The organism is Marinococcus sp. LNHM4E3-1, assembly GCF_056034405.1.
In genome coordinates, this window is sequence record NZ_JBQLID010000022.1 from 21,035 (window position 1) to 32,476 (window position 11,442).

Genomic DNA, 11,442 nt, shown 5'->3' on the forward strand with positions numbered 1-11,442 from the left:
AGTTCCAAAGGTGCTTATATTATTTTATTTCCGCCAAAAAGTGGAACAATGGGCCTTATCCCAAATATTAAAATCGATTATCTTTTCCAGTAGTGAATAGTCCATTTGACTATTCCAGGGGATTCGAATAAGTTCCTTTGTATACTCGTACCCCGCTTCTACGATATCCTCCTCGACATGAGCAATCGCCACTTTCTCCGGAGCAACAGCCAAGTGTTTTTTAGATACACTAAATCCGATAATAAATGTTCCGTGATCGGTAAACATTGGCTGATCCCATTTCATTTCTGTTTCTAAATCAGGGTATCGGGTTTTTATCCAGCTGAAAACTTCTTCCACTCTTTTCTGACGCGAGGGGTCATCAATTTCTTTTAAAAATGCGGGAAAATCAGTCATGTTCTTTCCTCCTAAAATAATTTTTTCTAATAATTAAGGACACAACCTAACTCTCTTCTTTTTCATTTAACATGGTTTTAAGCTCTTCCACTTTGTATATCCATCCATTTTTCGCCCCATGGAATGCTTGCCCTGTTTCGTCAAATCCAGTCTGTTCAAGATGAAGGTGCGTTTCCCCATCCTCTTCTGCCAACGTCCAGGTAACAATGGTATCTATTGGCCCCCCTACCCAGGTATAGGACAACTTATAGGGTTCGTCCACTACTAAAACTTCACAGTCCACCACTAAATCTATTTGCTCATTCCGGAATTGGCATTTGTGGCCAACCACTGGTTTGAAATTATTTTCCATAACCCACTCTGAAAGCATCTCAGATTTTGTTAACGCCTTCCATACCTTTTCAATGGAATTTGATAATTGAAAATCCAATGATAAATCAGCCATCGTTTATTCCTCCTCTAATAGTTTTTTTAAGCTTTCTACATTGTCATTCCAAAATTTTTCATAATAGGAGAGCCAATCTTTAACTTCCTTCAGTGGTTCTGCATTCATGCGGTACCTTGTTTCTCTGCCAACTTTACGGTCAAGCACAACATTGGCTTCTTTTAGAATACTCAGGTGCTTGGAAACTGCCGTTCGCCCCATTTGAAAATGGCTGGTTAATTCGTACAGAGGTAACTCTCTTTCATCTGCCAGCAGACGTATTAATTTACGTCTGTTGGGATCAGCTATGGCCATGAAAACATCACGGTTTAATTCTGTATTCAATAGTCTCATCCCCCATATTAAAACGACACCATTTAGTGTCTTTATTATACGACACTAAATGGTGTCTTGTAAACATACATTCTTAAGTATCATGGAAGAATTAGTCCTCTAAATTCTCATTTAACATCAAATATGTATTTCCAAAACTCTTGACTTTTAGACGAAAAACACCCCATTTTCAGAGACAAAAATGGGGTGTTTTTCGTCTAAAAGTTCATTTGCAAGGACGTGTACAATATCTAACAAGCTTTTGAGCATGCGAAAGGGGAATAAGCGACATAACGCATTAGATACGCACGATCATCCATTTTTTACCATGATTTCATGCCCTAGCAGCTATGGCATGAGAGAACCGAGAGTGTATTCTTTGTTGTCGTGATTGAAAACGAAAAAAGTGTAACTCCGGAAGGACGTTTGTTTATGGAATGGCTACGTGTTCTGGGGGTGGGATCGATGAGATATTTGATGTTCTAAAAAGACCCTGTTTCAATATCACCTGATTTTTCATATGTTGCTATGATAACTCCTTTGGTGCTCAGGACACATTCCTTCACATTAAATGCAGCGGGGATTGTTCCTGAAGCCAACAAGCGTTTTCCACTCCCAAGAGTGATTGGGTATATTTTGAGCCAAAGCTCATCTATTAGATCATTTTCCAATAACGTCTGAACAAGTTGACTGCTACCGTGAACTTGCAAATCTGGCCCTTCGTCGCTTTTAAGCATTTTTATTTGTTCCACGATATCGCCGTTGATCGGCAAAGAGTTTTTCCAAATATCCGTCTCATTTGGAAGAGGGCGAGTAGTCACGACATATTTTTTGACTTCGTTGATCATATTACCCGGGTCAATCTCTGGCCAATTAGCTGCAAAAATATCGTAGGTTTTTCTTCCGAGAAGCAATTCGACATTTGTTCCCATTTGTTTATCCATTTCTGTCTCAAGAATCGCATCCCAATACGGGACAGACCAGCCTCCATAAGGAAACGAATTAATCGAATCTTCTTCTGGACCTCCAGGTGCTTGCATGACGCCATCGAGTGTTATAAAAGATAAAACAATGAGCTTTCTCATTTGAACACTCTCCTTTAGGTTAATGTAAATTAACTATAAAAGGCTTTCTATAAAACGACAAGGTCCCAATGCTACAAAAAAATTTCATCCCATCAATGTATGAGAGCACCGAGAAAAAGATTAGCAACGATTGCTAGTATTTCAACTTTCAGGAAACTGAAACCCGAGGTTCGGCATTCAGTGGGTATCATAGATAAAAAAAACACGCACAACATAATGGATTATGAATATGTGCATATCTAAAACTTCAGGAAAACAAAGCCTTTCTTCAAAACAACTAATCCCCAATACTAGTTGTCATTGAAAGTAATCAACTTAAAAAGCGAGAACTATAGTGTTAACACAACGGCCCTTATCGGAAGTTCGATGCTCATAAACTATAAGGCGTTATCCAGGATTCAGAGTATATCGCCGCCCCTAAAGGACCTAAAGAGTAAACGGCTCGCCGTTCCTATATGAGGAGGAAGGTTTTTATCATGATTATACTATGTGCAATTGATTAAATAATATAAAATTACATTTACTAATACGTAAACGTTTCAGTAAACAAATATAATAATGTAATACACTTATAACTATAAAATTAACATTCTTTTTTTGCCTGCTTCTTAGAACATCTATTTTAGTGATTTTCTTGTCTTCAATCTGGAATATTTTTTAATTAAGGTTATCCATCGCCAAACGGTTCTCTCCGACTCTTCTCTGTCATGATGATGTTTCTGATGCACGAATCCAGCGATTTCTTCTGATTGGCTAACGCTACGTTTGTGACCTTATTACTTTCTAGATTGTTCACTTCAAATGAGCATTTCTCTTTAACTTTCTTCAATATCCATTTTATCTTATTCAAACTTAATTTAATTTTTACATTTACGTAAATGTAAAATGTTTAATAATATTTGTTGTGTTTTCCAATATGAACTAGCAAATCTTTAAATTGTTCGCAGAACGCCTGACAGCGTATTTGAATAGTTTTGTTATCTATAATAAATTTTAATTAAATAAACATAATCGTAACAGTTTCATGAATATATTATGTTTACTTTTATTTTTCATAAATAAAAACAGTTTTTGTTTATGTAATATACAAGCCTAAGATACATTTTTACATAAAGACTATCATTTAATCATGGCTCCTTTTTGTGTAATAGTTCGAAAAATGTAATAACCAAAAATTATGATTAACCGCATAATCAATTCATAGAAAAAATAAATCTTTGCTTACTCTATGATATTTACAGTGCAGACAATGTAGGTTTTTAGTATTTTGCCTATGATTTACATAAACTAAAACATTTATGTAAATGTAACAAAAAATTTAAACATTTATTGTATTCCGACTCCTCGATATGTAATAGTTCGAGAAAAATAACTCGCTAAAAAAAGACTCCTCAATGTGTAATAGTTAGACTCCCCTAATTGTAATAGTTACTCCCTCATGTGTAATAGTTGACTCCTCGATATGTAATACTTCACTCCTCAATGTGTAATAGTTAGACTCCTCGATGTGTAATAGTTGACTCCTCGATATGTAATACTTCACTCCTCAATGTGTAATAGTTCAACTTTGAAACCCTTGGTATGAGTCAAATACAGTCCTCCCCAATCATTAATCATTGTTAATTAGTTGTTAAATAAATAAACGATGTAAACAACAAGGGAAAATTAAAACGTTTGCTGTTATCTTTCTTAACTATTACAAAAAGAGGAGTAGACAGAAAATACACCCATTAACTATAATTAACTTACTAATAAATGGGAGGAATGAAACGGCATGGTGAGTGAACAAATGAATTTACCTGGAGTCTCCGAAATATCACCCGACCATACAGTCACCCAATCCAATGATCTCATCATGTCCCGTCAGGATCTCACTATCCAGGAACGTCGAATTATTTATGCCTTCGCTTCGTTGATACATAAAGAAGATAACGACTTCAAAATCCATAGAGTAAAAGTAAAAGACATTGCCGATATTCTTGGTATTCAGACAAAAAACTATTATCGAAAAGTTCAAGAAATAGTGGTCGGTCTGCAGCAGAAAGGCGCATACATCCAAAAAGAAAGATCAGAACTGTACGTGAACTGGGTAGCTTCCAGCGAGTATTTCCACGGCCAGGGCTGCGTGGAACTGGAGTTTTCACAGAAAATGAAACCGTATTTGCTCGAGTTGAAACAACGGTTCACTCCGTTTAAATTAAGAAACGTGCTTCGTTTGCGTAGCGAGTACTCTATGCGCATGTATGAACTGTTAAAAAAAGACGAATTCCGCAAACAGGTGAGTTATTCCATTCAAGATCTTCGACAACTCTTGAATATTGAAGAAGGAAAGTACGAACCTTATGCAAATTTTAAAAATCGAATTCTCAAAAAAGCACAGGAAGAACTGGGAAGTTATACTGATTTGACGTTTTCGTATGTAGAAGTCAAAGAAGGACGAAAAGTAGCCGCTCTTACTTTTACGATCCAATCCAATGACAAATACGTTGAACATGTGATTGAGGAAAACGATAATAGTGAGATCATTCAGCTTTTAACAACCTATGGTATTGATGAAAAGCAGGCCAAAAAACTATTAAAAGAACACGAAAAAGATAAAGTCATTCGAAATATTGAACATATCGCTTCTCAAGATGAACGTCAGTTTCATAATTTGGCTGGAGTATTGATGGATGCGATTCGTAAAGATTATGCGGCCAGCCAAACAATGGTATTCGAATCATCGATGACTGATATTAAAAATGATGAAAATAACCTTCCCGAATCTAAAAAAACAAAAATGATTGTGAAAGACCTTATTAAAAAATATTCCGGAAACAACGGTGGGCCAACACCCAACTGGATGATTGAAGAGGAATTAGAAACACGGCTAAAAGAGCAAGGATATTCCAATGACCAACTTGAACGTATAAAAAATCGCTGGCTTCCTTATGTAACGAAATAAGCGATAGACAAAGGCTTCCGGGAGATGCACCCCCGGAAGCCTTTGTCATACTTAATGCTGATCTTATGTAAGTAAATAGAAATGACACAAACTGAAACGTTTCAGTTTGTGTCAAAGTTTACGTTTTACCGATTTTGTTTTATTTCTTTTATTAAATTTTCCAGGGCATAATTAATAGCTTGCGTTTTGAAACCTTTGCCCTGGCCTTCCGCAAGGCGATTAAATTCTTCCAGCAGATCTTTTCGAATCAAGAACGTCCCTCGTTTATGGGTGTCTTCGACTTTCTCCTTCTTTTGCCCAAAATTAGACCAAAAGGTTTCTTCTGAATTTTCTTTTTCCTCAGGAACTTCATTTTGTTCTTCTTTTGTTTCATTTTTCTCTGGCGTTTCCTGGTGGTCAAAAAACATATTAGCTGGAGAAGGTCGTTGATTACGCTGTGTCATATTTTGGAGTACTTTATCTGTTCCTTTATTGGTTTGTTTTTTCGGTTCCGACACGTTCCATCAACTCCTTTACAAATGATTTATGGTAACTGAATGCCTGATTTGCTTCTGAGTTATTGACGAGTCCATAAATAGGAAGGCGCCCGGTTGTCGCTCTTCGGTGAATGACTGTATCAAAAACATAATTAGGGTATTCGTTCTCGATTAATTGAATCATGGCCTGAGAGTCCACCCGCTTGGCGTCTGCGAGCGTGCGCAAAATGCCTGCGATTTCGAGATCGGGATTTAGTCGTTCTTTTGTTGTCATGACAGTATCAATAAAGCGGGGAACCGCCGAGTAACAGAATTTGCTAGTTTCAAACATAATTACGACGTGTGTAGAAGTACTCAACGCATTGATCGTCTGCTCCGAGAGAGCCGGAGGGGTATCGATAATGATAAAATCATAAAACGTATGTACGGGCTCTAGGGTACGATGAAGCGCAAGTGAACGGTTGCCGTCATACTCCTGGTACAAAAACTGGCCAATCGTTGCTAAATAGTCATCAGAAGGGAGGAGGTGCAAGTTCTCGCTGATTCCTTTAATGTACGGCCTGGCATCTTGCTCTTTGATCGCCTCTAATACAGTTTCATTTTCAAAATCTGAAAGATCATCGATACCTGAGATAAACTGTGTTAGGTTGCCTTGGGAGTCCATATCCACACAAAGCACTTTATAGCCTGCCTCAGATAACAGGTACGCAGTCACTCCGGACGTCAGTGTTTTTCCGACACCGCCTTTTTGAATACCGAATGTAATAGTTGTCGTCATCGTGTCACCCCGCTTATGTAATTGTTTCTATTAAAAGTATACATAATCTAAAATGTAAATGCCATAGATTATTGAAATTTAAATGTTTCAATAAACTAAAAAGTTTACGTTTCAGTTTATTGAAACTTAATGATGTTTCCTTCAATATCACTGTTTAATTAAAGGAACGATCTAAATAAAAGTAACGTCTTAAGAAACAAAAAGGGAAGTTTTCAGCATTTTGATGAAAATATGGACAACCTCCTTTGTTATATGTGATGTTATTTATTTTTGTCTCTATCCGATTGTTCTAATGCATACTGTAATAAATAAATGATTGCTTGAGTACGAGTTTGAAAACCTTTATCTTTTTTAAACTTATCAATTCGTTCTAATAATTCCTTAGGGTATCGCATATTAACAATTTGGGACAAAGGAAATTCCTCCTGGTTATTGTGTATCTTTTTAATACACGTTACAATTACTGTGTATTATTATAATATACGATTGTTTTTCATGAAACAACTCTTTGAAATTTTGTAGAGCATAAGTTTCTGCTATTACAAAGTCTAACTTGTGAAGCAGATCGTCTATTGTTATTCTTAATGTTATATATTGTAAGTTCAATTTTAAGATTTACATTATTAAAAAATGATACATGAAAAAATCCCTGCTCATAGTATCCGGTTTGGCCGCCAAGGTACTATAAACAGAGATCCCTCCAAAACTATCTTTAAAATCAGTTTATCATAGGGAATTAAAATTTTGAACCTTTTGCTAATTTTGCACACTGTTTTTAAAGCTTGTTACGAAAAAGTGTAAGGCAGTGGTGTCTGGACTTACATCTTGTTCCTCTTTCTTGGAAGTCTCTAACAGGGGTTTTTAGAAGGAGGATTTTTATATGAATGCAGTAATTCAATTCGAAGGTACTATTTATGAAAATGGCTATGGATTAATAGCTCAAAAAGTTATGCGTGACAAGACACTACCAAAGCAATCAAAGCTTATCTATTCCTATATGTGCTCCTTTGCTGGGACAAATGAGAGTGGGGAAAGGACAGCTTTTCCTAGTGTCAGTTTGCAGTGTGATGAACTAGGAATGTCAGAAGATACATATTACAAATGGCGTAAGTACTTAATTGAGCTTGGATATATTCGAATCACTCGTCAACGTACCAAAGGTGCAAAATTCGATCGAAACATATATTCAATTTTAGCTGTTCCAAAAGAGCCTTCAAAAGAAGAAATCATTCCATACCCTAAAAATTCGGGTGTGGATCCGTACCCTGAAAAACCGAGAACGGATAATCCAAGTACCGAAAATTGGGGTACTAACAGTAATAACTTGAACAATAATAGCTTTAATATTAAGAAACAAAAAGAAACACTAAAAGAAACGAACTTAGAAAATTATTATTTTAGTCAAATCTCTACTGATAAAGAAAAAAATAAAGAAGAATTACTGAAATCTAGTTTGAACTCTGTTGTTCCGGACAAAATCTTTTATATATTAGATACTTTTAGTGATTCGTATCAAGAATTATATGATTGGATTGGTATTTTATTTAGGGCTAAAGCTCAAGTAGAAAAGGAGTTTAATCAATTATTTTTATTAGAAAATAACGAAGAAACACTTCTCGCTATTCTTCAAAATCCGATTAGAAATATAAAAACCAGCACTAAAATAAAAAAACCGAACGACTATTTGTTTATCACTATCAAAAGTGAAATAGAAGGACACATAGCTTCTCAAAAAAGATTAAAAACTAAAGACAATATAACCTCATATCAAAAGGAAAATATAGTTACAACTTCATTCGATAATACTAAAGCTTCTTCAAATTTAGAAAAAGAGAAGGAGCAATTCAAAGCAATGTTAGCTGAAAGAAGAAAGAACAGTTAAAGCTCTAGGCTTTAATTAGAATTAATATATAGTTAGGATGAGCGAACTCATGATACCGAAATGGATCGACACTTATGCGTTAAATCAACTTCACCGTGTCAAAAGTGAAGATTATCAATACGCCCCTCCTAAATATGTGCCAACACAGGAAGAGCGAGAAACGTTTTATGCTGCTGCCGAATTGGATCTTTCGTTTAACTTTCATCCAAATAACAATTATTTAGAAGGTACATTTCAAGCTCAAAGTAATGATAAAGCAGAGCATGAAGAAAATCGAATTTTATCTGGAGAAGCGTACTTAAAACATGTTTCAGCACCGAACGTTGTATTTGTTCATGGATGGCGAGCTGATTCTCATGATCGTACGAAAAGTATTTTTCACAAGACGTTTCAAAAACAAAATTGGAATATGTTTTATTATTGTATGCCGTACCATTTAGAACGAGAACCTGGGATTTCTTCTTACAGTGGAGAAATGATGATTTCTGCTAACGTAGCTCGTACAATCGATGCGGTACAACAAACCATACAAGAACTCCGGGGATTAATACGTTGGTTGAAAAAGCATCACGGAGGGCCGGTTATTGTTGTGGGGATTAGCCTAGGAGGGTTTATTTCCAATTTATTGGCCACATTGGAAGAAGAAATTGATGTCTTAGTATCGGTTTTTTACGCTAATCGTATGTCATACGCTATTTATCATACGACAGCTGGCAAGTATATTAAAAAAGATTTAGAAGACCATGGAGTAACATATGAGGAATTGGCTGATTATTGGCGTATTATTGAGCCAAGTGAAAATGCACCGAAAATATCTAAGGAGAAAATCTTACTCATGAGTGCGAAATATGATCAATACGTAAGTAATCAGGATGCAGAGGTATTATGGGAAGCCTGGGGGCGCCCAGCACGATCGATATATAATAGTGGTCATGCGGGATTTGTTTTTAAGAAGCACACTATAGCGAAAGAAACCAAGGCATTCATTCAACACTCTATAGGATTTCAATAGCATGGTGGTATTAGTCGTCTTGCTTTGGCTCATGGCGTTGGTGTTGATCGCTGTTTATCCTTATAGTGAAACGACACGATGGGCTGCTTCGATTGGGTTTGGTGGGGGAGCTGGCGGTTTAGCTAGTGTTTTAGGATCGGGTACAGATCGATCTACTTATGTTCTTATTGCTGACAGTATCTTGAGTTCGTTAGGTCATTTTTGGACACCCGTAGCTGTGTTAATGTTCGCGCTTATTTATAGCGGAATGCTCAAGCAACGAAAACAGAAGACGCTTTGGACATTCCTTTTCCTTCTTCCCGCCATATCCATGCTATTCACTACCAAAATTTATCCTGATTTTTTACTGAATCATCAATTTTTTGCCGTTTGGGTTACTCCCTATGTTTTGGTTTGCAACGGTTTGCTTGTTTACGCTGCATGGAAAGAAACACGGTTATCGATTAAGAAACAAAAATTATTAACAGCTATTATTATCGTTCCTATTCTTTCGTTTGCACTCGTGACAAATATTATTCTAGAAGCTATGAATATTTCAGGTATGTGGCGTTACAATACCTATATCATTGGATTTCAATTTGTATTGTTTTGTATATTTGTTGTTAAATACGGATTTCTCGGTGTTCAAGTACAATTCGTACAACAATCACGAGGTGTTCAAGCTCAAAAATCCGGTACTTCACTATTTAATCATGCAATCAAAAATGAAGTGAGTAAATTGGATTTAATGGCTAAGCAAATTGATCGAGAATTCCTGCCAGGAAACCAACAGAAAAACCTTCAAATGATGCAGCAAACGACCCAACATCTACGTGAATTATCACAAAGAGTACAAAGTAAATTAGATACTATTGAGCTACGCAGAGAGAATTTCGAGCCACATCTGTTAATAGAGGCAGCTCAAAGAGAAATCTTGTTAGCAAACGATAATATCGAGGTCCATACTCGCATTCGTGCTGAACATTCGTTTTATGGCGACCCTGTGCATATTCAGGAAGTCATTAATAACATTGTTAAGAACGCTAAAGAAGCATTACAAGGAAGTGGAAATATAAATATCGAGGTGTATGAGTCTAGAAAGTATATGGTGCTAGACATTACAGATAATGGACCAGGTATGGATAAAATGGAAAGCCAGCGAGTAATGGATCCGTTCTACTCGAAAAAACAGCAGACGGAAAGCTATGGATTAGGGTTAACTTATTGTTTCAATATTATGCAGCAGCATGGCGGGGACATAACAGTTCAAAGTCAGAAAAACCGTGGAACTACCTTTTCGTTATGGTTTCCAAAGTCCAAACATGCTTGGTTTTCATTTGGTAGAAGCAGGAGGTGGAGTAATAGTAATGCCCCAAATACGAATAGCTATCATTGAAGATGATCTTATATGGTCAACGTTGCTCTCGAAATACTTAGAGCGCCAAGAAGGGATGCATGTCTCAAAAATTGCCAAGACTTATGAAGAAGCGTTGGCCATAGATACCAATCAAATAGATGTTGCTTTAATTGATCTGGCTTTAGATATGGAGCAAGAAGATTTACAAGGGTTGAAGCTTACGAAAGCATTTCGAGGACGATCATTTAATAATTCAATTGTCCTAACATCTTGGGACGATGAAGAAACGATAGATGAGGCGTTCCAAGCTGGAGCCGTAAATTACATTACAAAAAATTCTTATGAAGACTTACCAATGATGATTCAAAGTGTTTATGCAGGTAGACCTCTTATTCACGGGGATTCAGCACAAACTTTATTAAATTCTTATCGTCAAGAAAAGGAGATGCGTGATCTAACGCCGCCAGAGAAGGAAGTTTATACGCTTCATCAGAAGGGTTGCACAAAAAGAGATATTGCCCAAAAGCTTATTAAATCTCCTGAGACAATAAAAATGCAACTTCGTGAAGCAAAGAAAAAGGTCAAAAAAGTCAAAAGCTTTTGATAATCTAAATACGATTAGTAAGCGACTAGAACGAAAGGGAGGGTTATCATTTTAACCCTCCCTTTCCAGGCTGTCGAGAAAGTCTCCTTTCTCGACAGTTTTTTTGTAGGCAAGCGCCCCGAAGGGTCGTATACTAAAAAGAAAAGGGGCGATATCGCCATGCTTGGCAAAG

General features: G+C 36.4%; 12 protein-coding genes. 5 read left to right on the top strand and 7 right to left on the bottom strand.

Annotated elements, in window-relative coordinates:
- Nucleotides 1-24: 24 nt before the first annotated feature.
- The 4 genes from ACTRXI_RS15610 to ACTRXI_RS15625 form a co-directional block, all read right to left on the bottom strand.
- Nucleotides 25-396, bottom strand: a complete 372-nt coding sequence (locus tag ACTRXI_RS15610; RefSeq protein ID WP_474264064.1) for an iron chaperone — start codon at nt 394-396, stop codon at nt 25-27.
- Nucleotides 397-442: 46 nt separating this feature from the next.
- Complete coding sequence (locus ACTRXI_RS15615; RefSeq protein ID WP_474264066.1) at nt 443-841, bottom strand: SRPBCC family protein; 399 nt, start codon at nt 839-841, stop codon at nt 443-445.
- A gap of 3 nt (nt 842-844) precedes the next feature.
- Nucleotides 845-1,135, bottom strand: coding sequence for an ArsR/SmtB family transcription factor (locus tag ACTRXI_RS15620; protein WP_474264086.1), 291 nt, complete (start codon nt 1,133-1,135; stop codon nt 845-847).
- 500 nt (nt 1,136-1,635) lie between these two features.
- A complete protein-coding gene (locus ACTRXI_RS15625) occupies nt 1,636-2,238 on the bottom strand; it encodes a dihydrofolate reductase family protein (protein WP_474264068.1) in 603 nt (200 codons plus the stop codon).
- Between the two features lie 1,774 nt (nt 2,239-4,012).
- Here ACTRXI_RS15625 and ACTRXI_RS15630 point away from each other — a divergent pair.
- Nucleotides 4,013-5,182, top strand: coding sequence for a replication initiation protein (locus ACTRXI_RS15630; RefSeq protein WP_474264070.1), 1,170 nt, complete (start codon nt 4,013-4,015; stop codon nt 5,180-5,182).
- Between the two features lie 125 nt (nt 5,183-5,307).
- On the opposite strand, the gene ACTRXI_RS15635 is transcribed toward ACTRXI_RS15630, so the two are convergent.
- The 3 genes from ACTRXI_RS15635 to ACTRXI_RS15645 form a co-directional block, all read right to left on the bottom strand.
- Nucleotides 5,308-5,679: a hypothetical protein gene (locus ACTRXI_RS15635; protein ID WP_474264072.1), complete on the bottom strand. Its 372-nt coding sequence runs from the start codon at nt 5,677-5,679 to the stop codon at nt 5,308-5,310.
- Nucleotides 5,651-6,436, bottom strand: coding sequence for a ParA family protein (locus ACTRXI_RS15640; protein WP_474264074.1), 786 nt, complete (start codon nt 6,434-6,436; stop codon nt 5,651-5,653). Before ACTRXI_RS15640 ends, ACTRXI_RS15635 begins: the two co-directional genes overlap by 29 nt.
- Nucleotides 6,437-6,696: 260 nt before the next feature.
- Nucleotides 6,697-6,849 carry a ribbon-helix-helix domain-containing protein gene (locus ACTRXI_RS15645; protein WP_474264076.1) on the bottom strand — a complete coding sequence of 51 codons (153 nt, stop codon included), beginning with the start codon at nt 6,847-6,849 and terminating at the stop codon, nt 6,697-6,699.
- A 467-nt stretch (nt 6,850-7,316) separates the two neighbouring features.
- On the opposite strand from ACTRXI_RS15645, the gene ACTRXI_RS15650 reads away from it, so the two are divergent.
- Genes ACTRXI_RS15650 through ACTRXI_RS15665 form a run of 4 tightly spaced genes read left to right on the top strand, consistent with a single transcriptional unit; the run spans nt 7,317 to nt 11,270 of the window.
- Entirely contained in the window at nt 7,317-8,318 is a 1,002-nt protein-coding gene (locus ACTRXI_RS15650) for a helix-turn-helix domain-containing protein (protein ID WP_474264078.1), read from the top strand.
- 49 nt (nt 8,319-8,367) lie between these two features.
- Nucleotides 8,368-9,330 carry an alpha/beta hydrolase gene (locus ACTRXI_RS15655; RefSeq protein ID WP_474264080.1) on the top strand — a complete coding sequence of 321 codons (963 nt, stop codon included), beginning with the start codon at nt 8,368-8,370 and terminating at the stop codon, nt 9,328-9,330.
- Between the two features lies 1 nt (nt 9,331).
- Nucleotides 9,332-10,705, top strand: coding sequence for a sensor histidine kinase (locus ACTRXI_RS15660; RefSeq protein ID WP_474264082.1), 1,374 nt, complete (start codon nt 9,332-9,334; stop codon nt 10,703-10,705).
- A complete protein-coding gene (locus tag ACTRXI_RS15665) occupies nt 10,677-11,270 on the top strand; it encodes a response regulator (RefSeq protein WP_474264084.1) in 594 nt (197 codons plus the stop codon). Before ACTRXI_RS15660 ends, ACTRXI_RS15665 begins: the two co-directional genes overlap by 29 nt.
- Nucleotides 11,271-11,442 lie beyond the last annotated feature (172 nt).

What these genes read in the sequence shown, in the direction of transcription:
- ACTRXI_RS15610 (WP_474264064.1), bottom strand. Translation starts at nt 396, where the DNA reads ATGACTGATTTTCCCGCATTTTTAAAAGAAATTGATGACCCCTCGCGT.
- ACTRXI_RS15615 (WP_474264066.1), bottom strand. Translation starts at nt 841, where the DNA reads ATGGCTGATTTATCATTGGATTTTCAATTATCAAATTCCATTGAAAAG.
- ACTRXI_RS15625 (WP_474264068.1), bottom strand. Translation starts at nt 2,238, where the DNA reads ATGAGAAAGCTCATTGTTTTATCTTTTATAACACTCGATGGCGTCATG.
- ACTRXI_RS15640 (WP_474264074.1), bottom strand. Translation starts at nt 6,436, where the DNA reads ATGACGACAACTATTACATTCGGTATTCAAAAAGGCGGTGTCGGAAAA.
- ACTRXI_RS15660 (WP_474264082.1), top strand. Translation starts at nt 9,332, where the DNA reads ATGGTGGTATTAGTCGTCTTGCTTTGGCTCATGGCGTTGGTGTTGATC.
- ACTRXI_RS15650 (WP_474264078.1), top strand. Translation starts at nt 7,317, where the DNA reads ATGAATGCAGTAATTCAATTCGAAGGTACTATTTATGAAAATGGCTAT.
- ACTRXI_RS15665 (WP_474264084.1), top strand. Translation starts at nt 10,677, where the DNA reads ATGCCCCAAATACGAATAGCTATCATTGAAGATGATCTTATATGGTCA.
- ACTRXI_RS15655 (WP_474264080.1), top strand. Translation starts at nt 8,368, where the DNA reads ATGATACCGAAATGGATCGACACTTATGCGTTAAATCAACTTCACCGT.
- ACTRXI_RS15630 (WP_474264070.1), top strand. Translation starts at nt 4,013, where the DNA reads ATGGTGAGTGAACAAATGAATTTACCTGGAGTCTCCGAAATATCACCC.
- ACTRXI_RS15620 (WP_474264086.1), bottom strand. Translation starts at nt 1,135, where the DNA reads ATGGCCATAGCTGATCCCAACAGACGTAAATTAATACGTCTGCTGGCA.